Source organism: Lysobacter sp. MMG2 (assembly GCF_016735495.2).
GTDB lineage: Bacteria > Pseudomonadota > Gammaproteobacteria > Xanthomonadales > Xanthomonadaceae > Lysobacter_J.
Genome location: NZ_JAERQY020000001.1, coordinates 846869 through 868807 on the forward strand (window position 1 = coordinate 846869; position 21939 = coordinate 868807).

20 protein-coding genes are annotated in these 21939 nt (G+C 69.0%); 6 read left to right on the top strand and 14 right to left on the bottom strand.

Going from position 1 to position 21939, the window contains the following annotated elements; all coding sequences use genetic code 11:
• Positions 1–7 precede the first annotated feature (7 nt).
• The 5 genes from JI752_RS03710 to JI752_RS03730 all read right to left on the bottom strand — a co-directional run bounded on the left by JI752_RS03710 (position 8) and on the right by JI752_RS03730 (position 7533).
• Positions 8–1156 (bottom strand): hypothetical protein, encoded by a 1149-nt coding sequence (locus JI752_RS03710; protein ID WP_216959367.1) that lies wholly within the window; start codon positions 1154–1156, stop codon positions 8–10.
• A 325-nt stretch (positions 1157–1481) separates the two neighbouring features.
• On the bottom strand, positions 1482–2633 hold the full coding sequence (locus JI752_RS03715; RefSeq protein ID WP_216959369.1) for a hypothetical protein: 1152 nt from the start codon (positions 2631–2633) through the stop codon (positions 1482–1484).
• 195 nt (positions 2634–2828) lie between these two features.
• On the bottom strand, positions 2829–4589 hold the full coding sequence (locus tag JI752_RS03720; RefSeq protein WP_216959372.1) for a DUF885 domain-containing protein: 1761 nt from the start codon (positions 4587–4589) through the stop codon (positions 2829–2831).
• A 129-nt stretch (positions 4590–4718) separates the two neighbouring features.
• Positions 4719–6398: a PQQ-dependent sugar dehydrogenase gene (locus JI752_RS03725; protein ID WP_216959374.1), complete on the bottom strand. Its 1680-nt coding sequence runs from the start codon at positions 6396–6398 to the stop codon at positions 4719–4721.
• A 163-nt stretch (positions 6399–6561) separates the two neighbouring features.
• Positions 6562–7533: an alpha/beta hydrolase gene (locus JI752_RS03730; RefSeq protein WP_216959376.1), complete on the bottom strand. Its 972-nt coding sequence runs from the start codon at positions 7531–7533 to the stop codon at positions 6562–6564.
• Between the two features lie 90 nt (positions 7534–7623).
• Between JI752_RS03730 and JI752_RS03735 the strand changes: the two genes are divergently transcribed.
• Both JI752_RS03735 and JI752_RS03740 read left to right on the top strand, forming a co-directional pair.
• Positions 7624–8508, top strand: coding sequence for a helix-turn-helix transcriptional regulator (locus tag JI752_RS03735; protein ID WP_254200179.1), 885 nt, complete (start codon positions 7624–7626; stop codon positions 8506–8508).
• A 215-nt stretch (positions 8509–8723) separates the two neighbouring features.
• Positions 8724–9614 (top strand): cytochrome c, encoded by an 891-nt coding sequence (locus JI752_RS03740; protein WP_216959379.1) that lies wholly within the window; start codon positions 8724–8726, stop codon positions 9612–9614.
• Between the two features lie 15 nt (positions 9615–9629).
• On the opposite strand, the gene JI752_RS03745 is transcribed toward JI752_RS03740, so the two are convergent.
• The 6 genes from JI752_RS03745 to hutU all read right to left on the bottom strand — a co-directional run bounded on the left by JI752_RS03745 (position 9630) and on the right by hutU (position 16172).
• A complete protein-coding gene (locus tag JI752_RS03745) occupies positions 9630–10202 on the bottom strand; it encodes a hypothetical protein (protein ID WP_345777316.1) in 573 nt (190 codons plus the stop codon).
• 34 nt (positions 10203–10236) lie between these two features.
• Entirely contained in the window at positions 10237–10920 is a 684-nt protein-coding gene (locus JI752_RS03750; RefSeq protein ID WP_216959383.1) for a GNAT family N-acetyltransferase, read from the bottom strand.
• 7 nt (positions 10921–10927) lie between these two features.
• Entirely contained in the window at positions 10928–12376 is a 1449-nt protein-coding gene (locus tag JI752_RS03755; RefSeq protein ID WP_216959386.1) for an MATE family efflux transporter, read from the bottom strand.
• A 148-nt stretch (positions 12377–12524) separates the two neighbouring features.
• A complete protein-coding gene (locus tag JI752_RS03760) occupies positions 12525–13253 on the bottom strand; it encodes a hypothetical protein (protein WP_216959389.1) in 729 nt (242 codons plus the stop codon).
• A 66-nt stretch (positions 13254–13319) separates the two neighbouring features.
• Positions 13320–14393 carry a hypothetical protein gene (locus JI752_RS03765; RefSeq protein ID WP_216959392.1) on the bottom strand — a complete coding sequence of 358 codons (1074 nt, stop codon included), beginning with the start codon at positions 14391–14393 and terminating at the stop codon, positions 13320–13322.
• 114 nt (positions 14394–14507) lie between these two features.
• Entirely contained in the window at positions 14508–16172 is a 1665-nt protein-coding gene (gene hutU, locus JI752_RS03770) for a urocanate hydratase (protein ID WP_216959395.1), read from the bottom strand.
• 160 nt (positions 16173–16332) lie between these two features.
• Here hutU and JI752_RS03775 point away from each other — a divergent pair, with 160 nt between their 5' ends.
• Positions 16333–16917 carry a TetR/AcrR family transcriptional regulator gene (locus JI752_RS03775; RefSeq protein WP_216959397.1) on the top strand — a complete coding sequence of 195 codons (585 nt, stop codon included), beginning with the start codon at positions 16333–16335 and terminating at the stop codon, positions 16915–16917.
• A gap of 3 nt (positions 16918–16920) precedes the next feature.
• On the opposite strand, the gene JI752_RS03780 is transcribed toward JI752_RS03775, so the two are convergent.
• The 3 genes from JI752_RS03780 to JI752_RS03790 all read right to left on the bottom strand — a co-directional run bounded on the left by JI752_RS03780 (position 16921) and on the right by JI752_RS03790 (position 18414).
• Complete coding sequence (locus JI752_RS03780; RefSeq protein WP_216959400.1) at positions 16921–17397, bottom strand: hypothetical protein; 477 nt, start codon at positions 17395–17397, stop codon at positions 16921–16923.
• A gap of 4 nt (positions 17398–17401) precedes the next feature.
• The gene (locus JI752_RS03785) at positions 17402–17767 is read right to left on the bottom strand and encodes a hypothetical protein (protein ID WP_216959403.1); all 366 of its coding nucleotides are present in this window, start codon (positions 17765–17767) and stop codon (positions 17402–17404) included.
• 98 nt (positions 17768–17865) lie between these two features.
• Positions 17866–18414, bottom strand: a complete 549-nt coding sequence (locus JI752_RS03790; protein ID WP_254200180.1) for a DUF4440 domain-containing protein — start codon at positions 18412–18414, stop codon at positions 17866–17868.
• Between the two features lie 117 nt (positions 18415–18531).
• On the opposite strand from JI752_RS03790, the gene JI752_RS03795 reads away from it, so the two are divergent.
• The 3 genes from JI752_RS03795 (at position 18532) to JI752_RS03805 (ending at position 21932) form a co-directional block, all read left to right on the top strand.
• Positions 18532–19779 carry an ectonucleotide pyrophosphatase/phosphodiesterase gene (locus JI752_RS03795; protein WP_216959406.1) on the top strand — a complete coding sequence of 416 codons (1248 nt, stop codon included), beginning with the start codon at positions 18532–18534 and terminating at the stop codon, positions 19777–19779.
• 87 nt (positions 19780–19866) lie between these two features.
• Positions 19867–21432, top strand: coding sequence for a DNA-3-methyladenine glycosylase 2 (locus JI752_RS03800; RefSeq protein ID WP_216959409.1), 1566 nt, complete (start codon positions 19867–19869; stop codon positions 21430–21432).
• Positions 21429–21932 carry a methylated-DNA--[protein]-cysteine S-methyltransferase gene (locus tag JI752_RS03805; protein WP_216959412.1) on the top strand — a complete coding sequence of 168 codons (504 nt, stop codon included), beginning with the start codon at positions 21429–21431 and terminating at the stop codon, positions 21930–21932. The genes JI752_RS03800 and JI752_RS03805 overlap by 4 nt, the downstream gene beginning before the upstream one ends.
• Positions 21933–21939 lie beyond the last annotated feature (7 nt).

Here is a 21939-nt window from a genome sequence, read left to right on the forward strand (position 1 = left end):
CGCCCCGTCAGACCATCGACGAAAACAGCTTGTCGAGCACTTCGTCCACCGGCATCACCAGCAGCACCAGCGGCAGCAGCGGCGCCGCGGAGGCCGCCACGAAGGCGATCAGCACGTAACGCTGGATCGGCACGACCACCAGCGTGTCCACCGTCGAATAGACCGCGGTGAAGTCGGCCAGTGCCGACGGATCGCCCGCATGCAGGATCGGCCGCGCCTCGCCGCGCGCGCGGCCGGCCCAGGTGGTGTCGAACTGTTCGGCGCAATCGGTGCCGATGACGCCGTAGTCCATCAGTCCCGCGCGCTTGAGCGCCGCCAGCTTCGGCACGAACAACAGCAGCGGCGCGATCATCACCGTCAGCGCGATCACCACGTAACCCAGCAGCACGTAGCGCAGGCTCATCAAGGTCACGCCCAGGTAAGCGATCTCCACCGCCAGGCTGCCGCACAGCAGCAGCGAGCCGACCAGCGGCATCACCAGGAAGGCCGCCTGCGCGAACCCCAGGATGCCCAGCCCGCCGTGGCCGTCGGGATGCGCGACATAGAGCGTCAGGTGCAGGCGCGAGAGCCGCCACAACAGGCTCAGCCACAGCAGGAAGCGCCACATCCACAGCAGGCACAGGAAGCGGAACAGCGGCATGCCGACCCAGTGCAGCCATAGGCCGGCGGGACTGAGCGCGTGACCATTGCCGTGACGCCAGCTGCTGACGTGGTCGAACACGTCCAGCGCGGCCACGGTCACCGCGCCGGCGACCGCCAGCACGAACAGCAGCAATTCGGGGATCACCGAATCTCGCCAGCGCCGCACGCGCGCGAGCACCGCTTCGAAGCGCGGCTGGTCTTCCGGCGTCACCAGCCCCTGCAGGTGATGCATCGCGCGCCACAGGCGCTCATCGGCGACCGGCACGGCGAGGATGAGCAAGGGCATGGCCAGCACGAAGCGCGCCCAGACGGTGTAGTCGCGCAGCAACGGCACCTGCACGCCGCCCAGCAGGGTCCGGTCCATCGCGGCAAGCACGATGGTGGGCAGGAGCACGATCGTCATCAGCACGATCGTCACCGGCGGCGCCATCCATCCCTCTCCCCCGCGGCGGCCGAAGCGCGTGAGCCGATACATCATTCCGCCGCGCATCAACGAATAGCGCTCTTCGAACATCCGCCTGCTCCGGGAGGGGATTGCGGCGGACACTAGCATGGGGGGTGTGGGAGGGCGGTGTGGCTTGGTCGTCGCGGCGGCACCCGGGACCAATCCGACGAAACGGTCGCGCCACGAAACCCGTCATCCCGGCGAAGGCCGGGACCCAGGCTGTCATGCCCTCAGCCATCTCACGTCATTCCAGCGAAAGCTGGAATTCAAAAACTCCAGGGAAAGCCTGGAAAGTCCCTGGATAGTGCCGCGTGCGGCGGCCCAACAGCCCCGCCTTCGCGGGAATGACGATGAAGTAATTTGCGCGAGTGCCCACGCGCCGAAGGCCGGGACCTCAGCTATCCCCGCCCTGCTTCGCCGCTGCCGCCTTGGACACGCTCTGCGGACCTTGCGGCGGCGTGACCGTCGCCGTATCGCGGTCGAATTCCGACAGCGGACTCTCCGCCGGGCACGCGCGATCCGGGAAACCGAAATCGGTGCGCAACGACAGACCGCAGGCGTTGAGGGCATCCAGATCGGTGTCCGGCGTCTTGCAGCGCTTGTCGAAGGCACGCACGAAGGAATCGCGCCGGTTGACGAAATCCTCGCCGCACTTGCGCATCAGGCGCAGCCGGTCCAGATCGTCCTGCGCCGGGTTCACGCCGTCCAGGCCATAGAGCTGCAACTCCTCCGGCGTGAGCAGGCGCAGCCCGCGGTTGGGCACGGCCATCATCAGGTCCGCCACCGCGGTCGCGGCGCCGTTGCGCTCCAGGTAATCGCGCACCCGGTCGTACACCACGCGCAGCTCGGCGTTGAGCTGCGCGCGCGTGGTCGCGGTGGAGCTCATGCGGATGATGCGGTGGATGCCGACGCGGCCGGCGATCATGCGCGTGTCGCCCGCGCTGAGGATGAACACGCAAGCGCTGTGGCAAATCGCACCCTCGCGCACCCAGATCGTCCAGCGCGATTCGGCGATGAAATCGCCCACGACGATCGCGTCCTCGACCTGTCCGCCCGCGGAATCGACGTCGAGCACGCGCTTGCCGATGTCCAGTTCGTCCGCGACCTGCGTGACGCGCTCGATCAGCGTGCCGAACTCGGCGGTGATCTTGCCCTTGTAACGCAGTCGCGCCACACCGGCATCGGCGCAGGGCGACAGCGCGGCCTTCAGCGCCTCATGGTCGAACGCCTGCAGCACGTCGCCGTCGCCGCGCTGCGCGTAGTCCAGGTCGCAACTGATCGAGGCCTCGCCCGCGCTGAGTTCCAGCGGCGCGTCCCAGAGCTTCTTCGGTTCAGGCTCCGGGCGCACGGCCTCGCGGATCGACGTGCGTGCCTGGCGCGGCCCCTCCGGCTTGACGGGCGCGACCTTCACAGGCGCCGTGCTGATCGCGCCGCCTTCCTGCGGACTGGCGACTTCCTCGATCACCATGCCATGCGTCACCGGTTCCGGCTGCTGGCATGCGGCCAGCAACAGGCAGATCAACAACGGTCCGGTAAGCCTGGGCATTGGGAGCGGAGGTCTCCGAGGTCGGGTGTGCGGGGATCCGCCGGCAGGAACATGAATGCGCGCGTGGCGTTCGTCGTCGGTGCGCACAGCATACGACGATCGGGCTGACTCGCGGCCGAGCAAACGCCTCGCGCTTTCACACGCAGCGGCATGGCGCGTCGGCGAACGCATCGCCGCGCGCCCGCACGCCCAGGCTCATCTCGCCGCCGCGTCGCGCGCCTTCTCCTGTGCGATCCACGCTTCCACCCGCTCGCGCAGGAAGCGCAGCGGCACCACGCCCTCGCCCAGCACTTGCTGGTGGAACTGCTTCAGGTCGAAGCGCGGGCCCAGCGCGGCTTCGGCCTCGCGGCGCAACGCGAAGATCTCCAGGCCGCCGGAGTCGTAGGCGGTGAGTTGCCCGGGCATCGCGGCGATGCGATCGACCAGGTCGGCAGCGGTCTCAGGTGAGAAGCGCCCGCTCTCGGCCATGAACGCGACCGCGCGCTCGCGCGTCCAGCCGAACATGTGGATGCCCGGGTCGACCACCATGCCGCGCGCCGGCCACAGGCGTCGGCTGATCTGCGCGTAGGGCGTGGTGTAGATCCCGGCCTCTTCGCTCAGCGCTTCGGAATAACGCGCCCAGCCTTCGGCGTAGGCCGAATTGAACGCCAGCGCCGACAGCGGATGACGTTCGCCCACTTGCCGCGCCAGCGCCAGCTGCAGGTGATGGCCCGGCCAGGTTTCGTGCACCAGCGTGATCTCCGCCGCACCACGGCGGTCGGCATCGGGGTGGTCCAGGTTGATGCGGTAGATGCCGGGGCGCGTGTCGTCCGGATCGGGTTCGTAGTGCGAACTCACGCCGGTGCCACGCTGCTCGGGCTTGAGCGGCTCCACCACCGCCGGCTGCACCGGCATCGTGGCGAAGTACGGCGCGCTCTTCTCACGGGCGGCGTCCAGCAGCGATCGCGAGAACTGCAGTTGTTCGTCGGCGGATGCGAAGCGGTTGCCCTTGGCTTCGTCCACGCGCTTGACGATCGTCGGCAGGTCGGTCGTGCCGAACATCGTCTTGCCCAGCGCCTGCACGCGCGCCAGGTTGTCGGCGACGGTGCGCTCGCCCAGGTCGTAGACGGCATTGGGCGTGCGATCCAGCGTGGTGTACGAACGCAGCATCGCCTGGTAGCACTGCGCGCCGTCGGGCAGCGCGGACAATGCGATCGTCTCGCGCGCCTTGGGCTGGTATTCCTTCACGAGGAAATCGCGGTAACGGCGCAGCGCGGGCTGCACCTGCTGCGCGACCACCTGTTCGAACTGCGTGGCGAACGCCGCGTCCTTCGCCTTCTCGCCGGGCGCGAAATACGGCGACTTGCGCGGCTCCAGCGCGAGCATGCCATCGAGCTGCTTCACCACGCGCGCGACGACGGCCTTGGGCGCGGTGTAGCCGGCCTTCATGCCCGCACGCAGGTTGGCGATCTCGTTGTCCACGTAGGCCGGCAGCGTGCGCCAGCGGGCCAGCGCCTGCGCGCGTTCGTCGGCGGTGGCGACGGGCTGGCGGTCGGCCAGATCGGTGAAACCAGTCTGCCAGCCGAACATGTGGTTCACGTTCCACTGCTCGGCATGGCACACGCGCAGCGCGCGGTTGGTTTCGAGCATGTCGCGCAACTGCGCGTAGGCCAGCTGCGCGCCGCGATCGTTGTCCAGCTTCGCGCGATCCACGGCCTGCAGGCGCGACCAGAGTTCGTCCTCGCGTGCATCCAGGCGCGCGTTGTCGGCGGCGGAGTTGCGCGGCAGGTAGTCGTGACGCTTGAGCGGCAGGATCTCGTAGTACGCCGGCGTGGGGTCGTACTCCAGCGCCAGCGCGACCATGTCGTCGGCGATGGCCATCACCTGCCCGGGGGCGTCGTCCGCCGCGCAGGCCGCCATCGGCGCCAAGGCCAACCCCACGCACACCACACTGCTCCAACCGCCTGCGAATCGCATGACTTGGCTCCTGCCAGGTAGGTCAGGCGATGGTAGTGGCTGGCGACGGGGTGCGGATGTGTCGTCGGTCCGGGGGCGGTTGCCGCGCCCCTCTCCCCATCGGCGAAGAGGGGTTGGGATCAGGCCGGATCAGCGACGCAGCAACCGCTCGCGCAGGATGTCGCGCGCAAGCCGCGCTGCTTCTTCGCGCGACATCGTCGGCGCCGATGCCGGTGCGGGCAGGGCCTGCGGCGCTGCCAGTGCCGCGGCCGCCAGCCCGCCGCCCGTGCCCGGCACGGGTTCGATGACGAAGATGTCGCCATCGAAATCGACGATGTAGAGATTGTTCGACGTATCCACGCCGAAGCTGACGACGTTGTCGATCACGCCCGCATTCGGCGTGAAGTCGGCGTTGCGCAGCACGAACTGCGCCGACGGGATGGTCGAGCCGATCAGGAACTGGCTGCTCAGGATCGACCAGATGTTGGGCCGCACGAAGTCCGCGAAGATGTACTGCCCGCGCAGCGACTCCAGCGGTCCGCGGTAGATGTAGCCGCCGGTGACCGAATCGCCCTCGCGCGGGCCCGTGCCGTGCAGGTACTCGGCGATCGGCGGGGTGAGGCCGGTGGTCGAACCGCCGCGGAACGGACGCGTGCCTTCCAGGATCGGCCAACCGAAATTGGCGCCGGCATCGCCCGGGCGCATCAGGTCGATCTCCTCCACCGTGCCCTGGCCGACATCGCCGATGAGCAGATTGCCGGTGAGGGGATCGAAGCTGTTGCGGAACGGATTGCGCAGACCGTAAGCCCACACTTCCGGCGCGTTGGGCGCGCTGAAGGGATTGCCGGCGGGGATCGCGTAATCGCGATTGGCGTCGCTGGGAAACGCATCGCTGGACGGATCGATGCGAAGGATCTTGCCCAGCAGCGTCCCGCGGTTCTGGCCGTTGCTGTCCGGATCGCCGCTGCCGCCGCCGTCGCCAACGCCGAGGTACAGCATGCCGTCGGGGCCGAAGCCGATCCATCCACCGTTGTGGTTGTTGCGCGGGTGCGCGATGCGCAGGATCGCGTCGCCGGAAGCGGCATCGGCCTGATCGCGGTTGTTGGTCAGCGTGAGGTAACGGCGCAACTCGATCGTGCCGTCGGTCGTCGTCAGGTAGATGAAGAAGCGGCCGCTGGTGGCGAAATCCGGCGCGGTCGCGAAGCCCAGCAGGCCGCGTTCGCCGTCGGTGGACACCTGGCCGGTGATGTCCAGGAAAGGCGTCGCCGCGATGACGCCCGTGGACGGATTGAGGATGCGGATGCGGCCGGCGCGCTCGACCACGAACACGCGCCCCGTCGCGTCCGGGACGGGCGCGAGGAAGGTGGGGAAGTCCATGCCCGTCGCCACGCGACGCACGCGCAGCTGCGCGCCGGTGACGTCGGTGACGGTCACCGTGAGCGCCATCGTGGCGCTCTGCGTGCCGTCGCTGGCGGCCAGCGTGACCTGGTACAGGTTGTCGTTGTTGGCGTCGGTGGGGGCTTCGAAATCCGGCGGCGAGAGGAACTGCAGCGCGCCGGCCGCACTGATGATGAAGCGCGCCTGGTCGGCGCCGCCATTGAGCGAATACGTGACGGGTCGGCCTTCCGGGTCGGTCGCGACCGCGGTGTAGAACACGCCGGCGGTGCCTTCGGGCACGGTGGCCGACGTGGGCGAGGTGAACGTCGGCGGTCGGTCGGTCGGCGCACCGGGGATCTGTTCGTTTCCGCCCCCGCCCCCACCGCCGCAGGCCGCGAGCATCGCGGCCAGGACCCAGCTCATCGCCTGCACTGCGTGCCGTGCCTGCACCATGGGTGTGCTCCCGGGCCCGGGCGGTCGCCGAAGCGGCGGGCCTGCGGGCGGCCGCCAGCGTGTCAGAGGCCGCCGCGTCGGTATGTGAAGGCCGACGCAGTTCACTCCACGGTGATCGGCCCCGCGCCCCCGTTCGTCGGTGGGCGCGCGGGGCACGCTTCGCTCACACGCCCCACAACCGCCGTGCTTCCTCGGCGATGAGGTCGGGGAACTCCTCGGGGAAGAACAGCTTCGCACCGTCGACGCGACGCACCCCGCGCGAGACGCCGAAGGCGCGATCCAGGTGGTCGGCGCCGGCTTCGGAGAAGATCGGATCGCCGGTGCCCCAGACGATGCGCGTCGGCGCGCGGCTGGCCTTCAGTGCCGGGCCGATGCCGTCGAGCCAGTTGCGCTCCAGCGCGACGGCGAAGGCGTTGGTGCGTGCGGCCTCGCGCACCAGCGGCGTCAGGTACACGTCGATCGCCTGGTCGCTCGGGTGGGTCGCATGCGTGAACGTCTGCCCGCCCAGCCCTTCCGGCGAGCGCGCCAGCGCCTTGTCGGCCAGCCACGGCGCCAGCCACTGCTGCGCGAACTGGCCCTGCTTCGCCAATGCGATCACCGGTTGCAGCGCCGGCGGCGGGCATTCGATCTGCGAATCGCAGTTGGTCAGCAGCAGCGTGCGCACGCGATCGGGATACGTCGCCAGGAACAACTGCGCCGCCTGCCCGCCGCTGTCGTTGGCGACCAGATCGACGCGATCGACCGACAGGCGATCGAGCAGTTCGGCAAGCATGCGCACCTGCGCGTCTGGCGCCAGGCTCTGGCCGGGCGCAACTTCGGTGTAGCCCAATCCGAGGAAATCCGGCGCGATGCAGCGACGATGCGGCGACAACCGCGAAAGCGCGCCGCGCCACTGGAAGCCGTTGAGCGGAAATCCGTGCAGGAACAGCGCGGCCTCGCCGCTTCCGCGTTCGACGTAGGCGATGCGACCGGCCGACGTGCTCACGAAGCGGCGCGCTGCGAGGAACGCTGCGGCGTCGTCCGCGTCGGACGTGTGCACGACGGGCGACGACGCGACATGCGCGAAGGCGCTGCGATCGACCAGGCCGGCGGCCAGCGCGCCGACGCCCAGACCCAGGAATTGCCTGCGTTGCATGGGAGAACTCCATGCCGGGACCGCCCCGGCCTGGAGCGCATCATTCGCCCGCGCGGTCATGGTCTCAACGAGGCCGCAGGTCATGCGGCCATGACCTGGCAGGTCATGGAATCGCTGCGGCGCGCCCCGTATGCTCGCCGCGTGAACCGCGCCGCCCCGTCCACCGCCGCCACTTCCGACGCATCGCGACTGGGCTCGCTCCTGCGCGAATGGCGCGCGGCGCGTCGGCTGAGCCAGCTCGACCTCGCGCTCGACGCCGGTGTCTCGGCGCGCCATCTCAGTTGCGTGGAAACCGGCAAGTCGCAGCCCAGCCGCGACATGATCGCCCGCCTCGCCGACGCACTCGACATGCCGCTGCGCGAGCGCAACGCCCTGCTGGTCGCCGCCGGCTACGCGCCGCGCTATCCCGAAACCGCGCTGGCGACACCGGAACTGGCGCAGGTGCGGCGCGCGATCGAGTTCATCCTCGCCCAGCAGGAACCGTATCCGGCGTTCGTGCTGAACCGGCACTGGGACGTGCTCATGGCCAACGCCGCCGCGATGCGCGTCAACGCCTTCGTGATGCACGGCCGCACCAGCGCGCATACGAACATGATCCGGCAGATCTTCGATCCCGACGATCTGCGCGCCGCCGTCGACAACTGGGAGGAAGTGGCCGGCGACCTGATCCGTCATCTGCACGGCGAGATCGCCGCCGCACCGTCGGATACGGCGGCGCGCGAATTGCTGGACGAAGTCCTCGCCTTCCCCGGCGTTCCGGCGCGCTGGCGACTGCGCGATGTCGAAGCCGCACCCACGCCGCTGCTCACCACCGTGCTGCGTCGCGACGAACACCGCCTGCGTTTCTTCTCCACCATCACCACCTTCGGCACGCCACGCGACGTGACGCTGGAAGAACTGCGCATCGAATGCTGCTTCCCGGTGGACGAGGCCACGGCCGCGCTCTGTCGGCGTCTTGCGCAGGACGCGGGCTGAACACGTGCGCTGGTGGCTTTTCCTTCTCCCCTTGAGGGAGAAGGTGCCCGAAGGGCGGATGAGGGGTACGCGCGCAAGCGCGTAACCGCGCTTCGCGCGTCCCCTCTTCCGGCGCTGCGCGCCACCTTCTCCCGCAAGGGGAGAAGGGAAACGTTTGCTGGCCTGTTCTCCCACCGCTTCCCGTATCGGTGTTCACATCACCTGAGAGCAAGGCAATGCGGCGTGTGGCGAAGTGGCTGGGCTGGAGCGTGATCTTGCTGGCGGCGATCGTGGCGGGCGTGTTCGCGACCGCCTGGGCCCTGAGCGAACGGGCGTTTTCGCGCACCTGGCACGTGCAGGATCCGCCCTTGGCCGACACGGTCGCCAGCGCCTCGCCGGAACGCGGCCGCCATCTGTTCGCCACGCGCGGTTGCGCCGACTGCCACGGCGCCGACGGCGCGGGCAAGCTGCTGGTGGACGCGCCAGGCGTGGTGCGCATCGTGCCGAGCAACCTTACGCGCAGCGTGCGCGATCCGGCCTGGACTGACGATCGCCTCGCCGCCGCGATCCGCCACGGCGTCCGCCCCGACGGCACGCCGCTGATGATCATGCCCACCGGCGATTACACGGACCTGGACGATCAGGACGTCGCCGCCATCGTCGCCTTCATGCGAACGCTTCCGGTGGTGGACACCGATCCGGGGCGCACGCAAGTGCATCCGTTTGGCCGCGTGCTGTACATGTTCGGCAAGCTGCCGCTGGTGCCGGCCGAACGCGTCGACCACACGCCGCGCGAGCGCACGGCGCCGCCAGCAACGGCCAGCGTCGCCTACGGAAAATACGTCGCGCAGGTGTGCACCGGCTGCCACGGTTCGGATTTCGCGGGCGGTTTCGTGCTCGAACCCGGCACGCCGCCCTCGGCCAACCTCACGCCGCATGCGAACGGACTGGCGACGTGGAACGAAGCCGACTTCCTTCGACTGATGCGAACCGGCCAGCGCCCCGACGGCCGCCACCTGCATCGCATGATGCCGTGGAAGTCGTACAGCCAGATGCAGGACGTCGAGCTGCGCGCGGTATGGGCTTATCTGGATTCGCTGCCGCCCTCACCCGGCCGCAAGCAATGACGCCGACCGCGCGCGTCAGTCGATGCGATAGACGCGCGCCTTCGGCATCCCATCCACGACCTGCAGGAACCAGCGACCCGCGACGCCGGGGACGACGAGGATCTCCGGCGCGTCGAGCGTCTTCGGCAATTTCAGCGCGCCCTTGAGCACCTTCCACTGCTGCCCGTTCTCCAGCTCGAATACCGTGCCGGGCTCCCAGCCACTGACCGAACCCTTCAGGCGGCTCTTGATGGGTTCGTCGTTGAAGCCGATCAGTGCGGAGCGATCGCGACCGGCCTCGTCGTCATGACGCGCCGCCGGTGCGCTGGCAATCGGCGCATTGGCTGGCTCTGCCGCCGTCGTCGGTGCAGCGGCCGCCACAACCGGCGTCGATCGCTCCTGCGCCTCGCGCAGCATCCCGTTGAGCCGGCCCAGTTGCTCCGGCGTAAGCCCCACCGAACGCAGCTGCTCCGGCGTGAGCCGCTCCTCGATGTTCACGTAATGCTGCGCCCATGCGGCGGGCGACAGCGCGAGCGCCACAACGAACGACACGGCAACGGACAGGAACGACGGCTTCATCGGGGGCGCCTCGGGGATCGACGGCGCCACTTTGCTACGGTTTCATTTCAACGAGGTGACAGCCTCAGGCCTCGCCGCGACGCAGCGACCAGAACGCTATGTCGCAGCGCTGTTCGTAGCCGCCGCGCGCGTAGAGCTCCTTCGCGCGGGCGTTCTCGTTGGCCACGTGCAGGAACGGCGTGCGGCCGCGCGCGAGGTTGTCGTTGCTGAGCATCGCCAGCAACCGGCGCGCGTAACTGCGCCCCAGGAACTCCGGGTGCGTGCACACTGCGCTGATTTCCTGCCAGTCGTCCATGCCCATGCGCTCGCCGATGATCGCGGCCAGTTGCCCGTCCTGGTAGATGCCGAAATAGCGCCCCAACTGCATCGTGTACGGGCGGAAGTAATGGGGGTAGACCAGCGCGGTCAGCGCGAGCACGTCCTCGCGGTGCGCCTCGCCCAGCTCGATGATCTGCGGCCCGTCGACTTCGTCCATCGGACGCGTGCAGACCATCTGCGCCAGCATCGCCAGCTTTTTCGCTTCGAAGCCTTCCGGCACGCGCGGAAGGCGGTCGAGCAGCAGCGCCGTCTCGCCGGGCGCGAGCAGCGCCTCCAGCGCTTCGCGCGCTTCGACGCCCTCGCGAGGCACGCCCAGGAACGGCGCGATGTGCGCCGGATACCGCATCACCTCACCCTGCGCGAGAGCGATGCCGCGATGCCGGCTGCGCAGCGCTTCCCAGATCGGATTGTCCAGAATGTGTCCCGTCATCGTCGCCCTACACCTTCACCGTTTTCCATTTGCCGCGCGAGAACAGCCACAGCGTGAACAGACCCACCGCGGTCTCGGAGACGAACACCGCCCAGAACACGCCCGAATACTGCCAGCCCAGATGGATGGCGAGCAGATAAGCCAGCGGAATCTGGATCAGCCAGAAGAACACGACGTTGATCTTGGTCGGCGTGACCGTATCGCCGGCGCCGTTGAACGCCTGCACCGACACCATCCACCAGCCGTACACGAAGTACGAATACGACAGGATCCTCAGCCATTCGCCGCCCACCTCGATCACTTCCGGGTCGGAGGTGAAGATCGCGATCAGCTCGTGATGGAACAGGAAGAACGCGACCGACATGGCGAAGGTGAAGGCCATGTTGTACCAGCCGATGTGCCACACCGCCGCTTCGGCGCGCTCGGGGTGATCGGCGCCGAGGTTCTGCCCCACGAGCGTCGCGGCCGCGTTGGACATGCCCCAGGCCGGCATCAGCGTGAACATCATGATGCGGATGGCGATGGTCGCACCGGCGACCGCGTCGCTGCCGATGCTCGACAGGATGCGCATCAGGAAGATCCAGGACGTCATCGACACCAGCATCTGGCCGATGCCGCCCAGCGAGGTGCGCACGATGTTCCACAGCACCGCAGCGTGCACGGCGATCTGCGACATCGTCACGCGGATGTGCTTTCCGCCATGGAACAGCACGTACAGCTGCAATGCCACGCCTGCGCCGCGACCGATATTGGTGGCGATCGCCGCGCCCTCGATGCCCAGCGCAGGAATCGGGCCCAGGCCGAAGATCAGCAGCGGGCACAGCACGATGTTCAGGCCGTTCGCCAGCCACAGCACGCGCATCGCGATGGCCGCGTCCCCGGCGCCGCGGAAGATCGCATTGATCACGAACAGCAGCATGATCACCGCGTTGCCGCCGAGCATCCACTGCGTGTAGCGGTAACCGTGCTCGATGCTCCACGCGTCGGCGCCCATCAGCCGCAGCAGGTCCTTCGCCCAGACGATGCCGATGATCGCGAACGGCAGCGACACCAATAGCGCAATGAGGATCGCCTGCACCGCGGTGATCGCCGCTTCCTCGCGCTTGTTCTCGCCGATGCGCCGGGCCACGATCGCGGTGACCGACATCGCCAGCCCCATCGCGATGGAGTACAGCAGGAACAGGTAGGTTTCCGTCAGCCCCACCGTCGCCACCGCCGACGGCCCGAGCTTGGCGACGAAGAAGATGTCGACCACCGCGAAGGTCGATTCCAGCACCAGCTCCAGCACCATCGGCACCGCGAGCAGGAACACCGCGCGGCGCAGCGGGATCTTCGTGTAGTCGGCGTTGGTGCCGCGGATGGCCTCGCGCAACTCGGACCATAGCGAGGCGCGCACAGCGGGTGATCCCGCGCCATTCGCGCCAGGGTCGAGGGTCGATTCGGGTTCGTGGCTCATTCGGTCGTCCTGTTCGTCTGGAAGGGAATGCAAAGGCGCATCCCGCGCCTTTCCCGTATGACGAACGAAGCGTACCGAATTCGACAGCGCGCCACGACCACCCGGCGCGGCCCGCTGTTGTGCGGGCTCCGAGTGATCGAACGACGAGTCAGCCCACCGCCAACCCACCCCACCCGCGCGCGAAGTCCTGCCACGCCGTCGTGCGCGGCAGCACCTGCATCAGTGCGAAGTGGATCGCGAACAACACGGTCAGCACGATGAACGCGCTCTGGCCATGGCGGCCACGGTCGCGCCAGATCAGCACGCCGAGGATGAGGAACAGCAGGCCGAAGCTGATCAGCGGGATCGCCGGCCCGAGGCCCGGCATCGTGGTGGCCAGCAATCGTGCCAGCGCCGGATCTAGCAGCGTCAGCGTCGTGCCGACCATGTAGCGCGCGTGCAGCGCGGTATCGCGGCGGTGGTAGATCGCCAGCGCCCAGGACAGCAGGAGGATCGTCGCGGCGCCGATGGCGAGGTACAGGATGAACGTCTGGAAGCCGAAGCTCTGTGGCGTCGCGGCGGCCATGCGGATGCGCGAGAGCCACAGGCAGGTCAGCACGATCGCCGGCACCAGCGCATACGAGAACTTGCCGACCTGCCGGTGCAGGGCGAGACGTCGCGTGCGCACCAGCCACGGCTGCACGAACAGCATCGCGAACCACGACATCATCAGCGCGGCGTGCAGGTGCGTGACCGCGTCGGCCTCGCCAATGCGCCGCACGTAGCTGGGCCAGAAGCCCGCCACCGCCAAGGCCAACAGGGCCCAGATCCAGATCGTGCTGCCCGTGCCCCACAGGCCGGGGCGGCGCGTCGCGCCTGCATTCGAGATCACCGCCATCGTGGCCGCTCCATTCACCGTCGCTGGGAGAACGACGGACCGCGCTGGAAGCGGACAATCTTGTCGTCAGGACGCGGGCTTGCCCTGCATGCGCACCGCGAAGGCGCGCGCCGGGTTGTCGACGAACAGCGTGCGGATCGCATCCTCGCCCAGGCCGCTCTGCCGCAGCGCCGGGATCAATGCCGTGAACAGCGGATCGAACGGCTTGAACTCACCGCCACGGGGCTGGCCGGCGTTGTACCAGCCCGCGTCCTGCGAGACGAGCACGCGCGCCAGCAGCCCGGCCTCGCGCATGCGCCCGATCAGCGCCGCATAGTCGGCCTCCTGCCCGGGACGAAAGCCATCGAACGACACCCACGCGCCGCGTCGCGCGGCCTCGACGTGATGCGCGCCTTCGGCTTCATTCTGCGCATGGACCCAGATCCACGCGGAAGGGGCGACGCCCGAGGCTTCCAGCAGATCGAGCTGCGCGAAAGCGCATCGCGCGTTGCGCCCGGGCGCCACCTCGCTCCACGGCCCGGTGTGCGCGGCGATCACCAGTCCCGTTTGCAACTGCGTCCGGGCCGCGGCGCGCAGGACCTTGCGTTCGATCCCGGTCAGCGGATCGCCTTCGATGCCCAGCTTGATGAGGCCCGGCCGCACATCGGTGCCGCCGATGCCGTCGCGCCACTCGCCGATCCAGCGCGCGGCCAGCGCTTCGTCCGTGTCACTGTGCACGTAAGGTGGAATGAAGCGACCGCCGGCGGCGACGTAGGCGCCGGTCACCGTGAGCATGTGCAGGCCGCTTTCCTGCGAAAGACGGCGGATCAGCGCCGGATCGCGACCGAGCGTCGTCGCGGTGCAGTCCACGAGCGTCCGGCAGCCTTGGCGCCGGATCTCGCGCAGGTAAGGCAGGACCACCTCGACGACCTCGTCGATGTCGGGCGTCAGCGGTTGCGCCACTTGCTCGGCATGCGGGCGCAGATCGGCGTAGAGGTGTTCGTGCACCAGCGTCATGCCGAGTGCGTCGGCATCGACCGGACCGAGTACGGTCATCACCGTGCCGCCGTCCGGCCGCACATCACGACCGCTGCGGACGCAGCCCGGCAAGGCCATGGCCAACGACGACGCCAGCGCGCCGAGGAACTGCCTGCGATGCATCGGGCGACTCCGTGCGACAAGGCCCGCCGATCTTACGCCCGGGATTTCGTTACCGCCGAAACGAAACGGCCCGGTTGCCCGGGCCGTTCGCGGCGTGCCAGCGGGCGTGAAACTTCACGCCATCGGCAGCTTGAGCCCCTGCTCCTTCGCGCACTGCTGGGCGATCTCGTAGCCGGCGTCCGCGTGGCGCATGACGCCGGTGCCCGGGTCGTTCCACAGCACGCGCGCCAGGCGCTTGTCCGCTTCTTCCGAGCCATCGCAGACGATGACCACGCCGGAGTGCTGCGAGTAACCCATGCCCACGCCGCCGCCGTGGTGCAGCGAGACCCACGTCGCGCCACCGGCGACGTTGAGCATCGCGTTGAGCAGCGGCCAGTCGGACACGGCGTCGCTGCCGTCCTTCATCGATTCGGTCTCGCGGTTGGGCGAGGCGACGCTGCCGCTGTCGAGGTGATCGCGGCCGATGACGACCGGCGCCTTCAATTCACCGTTGCGCACCATCTCGTTGAACGCGAGGCCGAGCTTGTGGCGCAGGCCCAGGCCGACCCAGCAGATGCGTGCGGGCAGGCCCTGGAAACTGATGCGTTCGCGCGCCATGTCGAGCCAGCGGTGCAGGTGCTCGTCGTCGGGGATGAGTTCCTTCACCTTCGCGTCGGTCTTGTAGATGTCCTCCGGATCGCCACTCAGCGCGACCCAGCGGAACGGGCCGACGCCGCGGCAGAACAGCGGCCGCACGTACGCCGGCACGAAGCCCGGGAAGTCGAACGCGTTCTCGCAGCCTTCGTCCTTCGCCATCTGGCGGATGTTGTTGCCGTAGTCGAACACGGGGATGCCCATGTCCTCGAAGGCGAGCATCGCTTCCACGTGCACGCGCATCGACTTCATCGCCGCGTCGCGCACGCGACCCGGGTCCTCGGTCTGCATGCGCTGCCACTGCTCCACGCTCCAGCCGATCGGCAGGTAACCGTGCACCGGATCGTGCGCGGAGGTCTGGTCGGTGACGGCATCCGGACGCACGCCGCGGCGCACGAGCTCGGGCAGGATCTCCGCCGCGTTGCCCAGCAGCGCGATCGACTTCGCCTCGCCCGCTTCGGTGTACTTCTCGATGCGCGCGAGCGCGTCGTCGAGATCGGTCGCCTGTTCGTCGACATAGCGCGTGCGCAGGCGCATGTCGATGCGGCTCTGCTGGCATTCGATGTTGAGCGAGCACGCGCCCGCCAGCGAAGCCGCCAGCGGCTGCGCGCCGCCCATGCCGCCCAGGCCGGCGGTGAGGATCCACTTGCCCTTGAGGTCGCCGCCGTAATGCTGGCGGCCCATCTCGACGAACGTCTCGTAGGTGCCCTGCACGATGCCCTGCGAACCGATGTAGATCCACGATCCGGCCGTCATCTGGCCGTACATCATCAGGCCCTTCTTATCGAGCGCGTTGAAGTGCTCCCACGTCGCCCAATGCGGCACCAGGTTCGAGTTGGCGAGCAGCACGCGCGGTGCGTCCGGATGCGTGGGGAAGATGCCGACGGGCTTGCCGGACTGCACCAGCAGCGTTTCGTTGTCTTCCAGTTCGCGCAGCGACTTCAGGATCGCATCGAAGCTTTCCCAATCGCGCGCGGCGCGGCCGATGCCGCCGTAGACGACCAGTTCGGTCGGATTCTCCGCGACCTCGGCGTCGAGGTTGTTCTGGATCATGCGGTACGCGGCTTCGGTCAGCCACGACTTGCAGGTCTTGTCGCTACCGCGCGGTGCGCGGATGACGCGGGAAGGGTCTTTGCGGGTCGACATGGAACGCTCCGTCGGCAGGGGCGTCGCGTTCGCGACGCGCGGGGGTGCATGCCGGGAATTATCGCGCCGTGCCCGCCGCGCGGCAGCGCCCGTATCAACACTGGCCGGCGATTGCGTGCGATTTTCCGCCGTACGGCGCCATTTTGTATACGCTGTATACATGAGCCGCCGCCCCGCCACTGCCGACCGCATCCTGCGCGCCGCGCGCACGCTGTTCGAACGCGAAGGCGCGGCCGGCGTAAGCATGCGCCGCGTGGCCGCCGCGGTGGGGCTGACGCCGATGGCGATCTACCGGCATTTCCCCAATCGCGAGGCGCTGCTCAAGCGCATCGGCGACGACAGCTTCGATGCGATCACGCGTCACTGGGACGCGCGCGGCCGCGGCGGTGACGTGCTCGAGCGCCTGCTGGCGGTGCAGCGCATCTATCTGGATTACGCGCTGGCGCATCCGCACCTGTTCGACCATGCGTTCTCCACGGCGCGCGACGATGCGCGGCGGTTTCCGGACGACTTCCACGCGCGGCGCTCGCCGACGCTCAACGTCGTCGCCGACGCAGTGCAGGACGCGATGCATGCCGGCGTCCTGCGCGAGGACGATGTATGGGACGTGGCGATGACGTTGTGGGCGCACACGCACGGCCTGATCGCGCTGTATCGCGCGGGACGTTTCAACTTCGACGATGCCGCATTCCGGCGCTATTACGAAGCGTCGCTGCAGCGGCTGCTGCGGGGATTGCTGACGTAGCGGTCAGCGCCCCGGCTGGATCGCCGGCGCCTTCACTTCGTTGGGCGGCGGCGGCGGCGGAATGCCCTCCACTTCCAGCCGCTGCACCTGCTGCTCCTTGCCGGCACGCCAGGCCTCGTGGTTTGCCACGCGCGCTTCGAATTCCTGGCGCAGTCGTGCGGATTCTTCCGGCGACGCCGCGGCACGGCGCGCGTCGGTGCGCGCGCGATCGGCATCCATCAGCCGATCCTGGCGGTCGACCTGATTGCGCAAGGTGTCGGCCTGCACGCGCCGGCTGGAAACATCGAGCTGCCGGTTCAACTGGTTGAGCGATGCGTTGTCGCGCGAGGTGTCCACGCCCACCGGCAAGGACGGCGGCGTGGCGGGCGAGATCGGCGCCACGCGCGGCGGCTGCAGCGTGTTGGCCTGCTGCGCGAACGCGACCGGCGCCAGCCCGAAGGCCAGCGCGATGACGATCGGCAGACGACGCATCGTCTTCATGCGATCAGTGGATCGATGGATCCAGGCGGCGCAGGGCGTCGGCGAGATCGGTCTGGCCGGTACGGTCGATCTGCTCGCGCGTATAGGAACGGCCCGGGCCGATGCACACCGGCTTGCCGGTCTTCGGATCGCGCGTTCGGATGTTGCTGCCGGTTTCCTTCAGGCAGCCGGCGGTGGGCCGCTTCGTGTCGTTGCGACCGTCGGGGGAGACCTGCGCATCGGAGGCGGCCTGTGCGTCCACGGCAGCCTGCGGAGCATTGGCCTGCGCCTGCGCATCGGCCGACACGGCCTGCGCGGAAGCACTGCCCAGCCCGAGCACGAACAGCCCGGCGGCAAGGAGAGCAGCGCGGTGGTGGGACATGCGGTCCATGGCATCACCAGGAGGAAGGCGGCGTCAGCGCCGCAGGTCCACCATACAACGCCCCGTCTTTGCCGAAAGTGAGGGCGGCGGCGTGATTTAGGGAGTCGTCAGGCTTGTGGACACGTGGCCTGGCGGCCTTCGCGGAAGGCCAGCGCTTCGGCCTGCGTGGCCGGGCGCGGATCCACGCCGTCGTCGAACAGCACGCGCCAGACACCGTCCGCGCCCCGGTGCCAGACCGAATGGAACGCGCCGATGCGGTAGCGCTGCGTGGTCTTCGGGTCCAGGTCCTCGAACAGCGACGGCCCGCTGGACCAGGCGATGTCGCCGACGCCGCCAATCGTGGTGCGGGTGGGATACCACGACAGCTTGAATCGCTTGCCTTCCACGATCCCGGTCCAGCGCTTGGCGATGGCATCGCGGCCGCGCGTCGGCTGCGCCTGACTCGCGCCGAAGGCGGCGTCGGGTTCCAGATGCGATGCGAAGGCGGCGCCGTCGTGGTCCGCGACGGACTGGGCGAAGCTGAGTTCGCGCGTCCACACCTCGCATTCGGCGCGGGTCATGCGCGCCGGCTCGGGTTTCGGCGGCGTCTGTGCCACGGACGCGGCGGACAGGCTCGACAACAGGGCGGCGGCGACAACGGTCGTGACGGTCTTCATGACGGGCTCCCGTGCCGGCGGGGACGTCCCGTCGGGTTGCGGCCACTATTGGCACGGCCGTGCGCAATCGCCAGCGACTAAAGTCATGCCGCAACACACGCTCGTTATGATCGACCGATGCGCTTGCTCCGAATCGCGGCCGTTGCCGCCTGCCTCGTCCTCTCCGCCTGCAGCACCCCTGCCCCGCGCGCCTTCGCTCCACCGCCGCGCGCGCAGGCGGTCATCCTCGTTTCCATCGATGCCTTCCGCGCGGATTACCTCTCGCCGCAGGCAACGCCGAACCTGGCGCGCATCGCACGCGAAGGCGCACACGCGGACTGGATGAACCCGTCCTACCCCTCGCTCACCTTCCCCAATCACTACACGCTGGTCACCGGGCTGCGTCCGGACCATCACGGCGTCATCCACAACCGCATGAGCGATGCCGGCATCGGCGGCTTCGCCGTGGCCGATCGCAACGCCGTGGACGACAGCCGCTGGTGGGGCGGCGAACCGATCTGGGTGACCGCCGAGAAACAGGGCGTGCGCAGCGCCAGCTGGGCCTGGCCGGGCAGCAGCGCGGCCATCGGCGGCGTGCGGCCGAGCCAATGGGTCGCCTACGACGAGCGCGTGCCGCCCGCCCGCCGCGTGGACGACGTGCTCGCCTGGCTCGGCGCACCGCAGGCGCAGCGGCCGCGCCTGGTGTCGCTGTATTTCGAACAGCTCGACAAGGCCGGCCACGACTACGGCCCGGACTCGCCGCAGGTGCGCGCGACGCTGCGCGACCTCGACGCGGTGATCGGCCGGCTGTACGACGGACTGGCTGCGCGCGGCATGCTCGATCGCACCGACCTGATCGTGGTATCCGACCATGGCATGGCGAAGGTCGGCCCCGGCCGCGCGATCGGCGTGGTGGACATGATCGATCCGGCGATCGCGACCGTGGTGTCGGACGGTCAATCGATCGGTGTTGCGCCGCGTCCCGGTCGCGAGCGCGAGGCGGAACAGCGCCTGCTCGGCGCCCACGCACAGTACGACTGCTGGAAGCGCGAGGACCTGCCGGCGCGCTGGCACTACGGAACCAATCCGCGCGTGCCGCCGATCGTCTGCCAGATGCATGAAGGCTGGGACGCGCTGTATCCGGAGAAGCTCGCCAAGCGTCCGCCCGAAGCGGCGCGCGGCTCGCACGGCTTCGATCCCGCACTGCCGTCGATGCGGGCGTTGTTCATCGCGCGCGGCCCTTCGTTCGTGCCCGGTGCGCGCATCGCGCCGTTCGACAATGTGGATGTGTATCCACTGCTCGCGCGAGTGCTCGGGGTGATGCCTGCGGCGAACGACGGTGACGTGGCGCCGCTGTTGCCTGCACTGCGCGAGGCGGCGCCTTAAGGCAGGCCCCCGGGCGTCACGACGGCCTTGCACATTCATGTCCGAATCCGGCGAGTCCGCCTCTGTGCGCGGTGTTAGCCTGACCGCATGCCCAGCCCCGTCCCCCACGTTCACGCCGACACTCTGCCCGCCTGGCAGGTGTGCGAACAGGCCCGCCGCACGCGTGATCCGCGCTTCGACGGTCTGTTCTTCACCGCCGTGCTGAGCACGCGCATTTATTGCCGCCCGGTGTGCCCGGCACCGACGGCGCGGCGCGTCGTCTATTTCCGACACGCCGCGGCGGCCGAGGCGGCGGGCTACCGTCCCTGCCTGCGCTGCCGGCCGGAACTCTCGCCCGACGACGGCAGCTGGCGCCGCGGCGATGCCGCGCTGGCGCGTGCGTTGAAGCTGATCGACGACGGCGCGCTCGCCGAACAGCCACTCGCCGCCCTGGCGCAGCGCGTGGGTGTGGGCGAGCGCCAGCTGCGTCGCCTGTTCGTCGAACGCGTCGGCGTCGCGCCGATCGGCGTGCACGGAACGCGCCGGCTGCTGTTCGCCAAGCAACTGCTGACCGAAACCACACTGCCGATCACGCAGGTCGCGCTGGCCGCCGGCTTCGGCAGTCTGCGCCGCTTCAACGACGCGTTCCGTACCGCGTACCGCCTGGCGCCGCGCGATCTTCGCAAGGGCCGGCGCGAAACCGCTGCGCACAATGCGGGTGACGTCCTCACGCTGCGACTGGGCTATCGCCCGCCCTACGACTTCGCGGCCATGCTGGATTTCCTGCGCGGGCGTGCGCTGCCGGGCGTGGAGGTCGTGGACGAACACGCATACGCGCGCGTGATCGGCCCCATCGAACAGCCCGGCTGGCTGCGCATGAGCGCGTGGCCGAACGGCGAGCACGCGCTGAAACTGGAACTGCACGGCGTGGCCACGGCACGACTGCTGGAGATCGTGCAACGCCTGCGGCGCATGTTCGATCTGGACGCGGACCCGCAAGCCATCGCCGGCGCGTTGTCGTCGGATGCGCGCCTTGCGCCGCTCCTCGCGCAACGTCCCGGGCTGCGTTTGCCGAGCGGCTGGGACGGCTTCGAGATCGCGGTGCGCGCCATCATCGGCCAACAGGTGAGCGTGGCCGCGGCGCGCACGCTGGCTTCGCGCCTGGCGCAGAAGTACGGGCGCGCGTTGCCGCAGCCGTTCGCGCCGGGCCTGGCGCATCTGTTCCCCACGCCCGAAGCGCTGGTCGATGCGGACCTGGAAACGATCGGCCTGATCCGTTCGCGCGCGCAGACCGTGCGCGGCGTTGCCAGTGCGCTGATCGAAGGTCGCGTGGATTTTCGCGCCGAACGCACGCTGGAGGATTTCACCGCACGCTGGGTCGCGTTGCCGGGCATCGGCCCGTGGACGGCGCAGTACATCGCGCTGCGGGCGCTGGGCCATCCGGATGCGTTTCCTGTGGAGGATCTCGTCCTGCAGAAGGCGCTGCCGGCCGACGGCACGCGCATGACCGCGAAGGCACTGGGCGCGCGTGCGCAAGCATGGAGCCCGTGGCGCGGCTACGCGGTGATCCACCTGTGGCGCGACTGCGTGCCGACACCGGTCGCGCGCGCGGAGAAGCCCGCGCGCAAAACACGCACGGCGCGCAGCGATACCCGCGTAGAGGCGACCGCATGACGATCCGCTACGCGCACGTGCCCAGCCCGGTCGGCCCGTTGCTGCTCGCGGCGAGCGACGAAGGGCTGCATCTGATCGAGTTCCAGAACCCGCGTCATCCCATGGCGCACTGCGCGCAATGGGAGGCACGCGAGTGCGACGTGATCCGCCTGGCGGCGCATCAACTGGGCGAGTATTTCGACGGCGCGCGACATGCGTTCGATCTTCCGCTCGCGCCGCGCGGCACGCCGTTCCAGCTTTCGGTGTGGCACACGCTGGACTCGATTCCCTACGGAGCGACGATCAGCTACGCGCAACTGGCGCAGCGCGTGGGCCGTCCGTCGGCGATGCGCGCCGTGGGCGCGGCGAACGGCCGCAATCCCCTGCCGATCGTGCTGCCCTGCCATCGCGTGATCGGCAGCGATGGCAGCCTGACCGGGTTCGGCGGCGGATTGCCGACGAAGGAGTATCTGCTGCGGATGGAAGGGGCGTTGCCGGTGGCGGTGGATCTGTTTGGCTGAGAAGTTC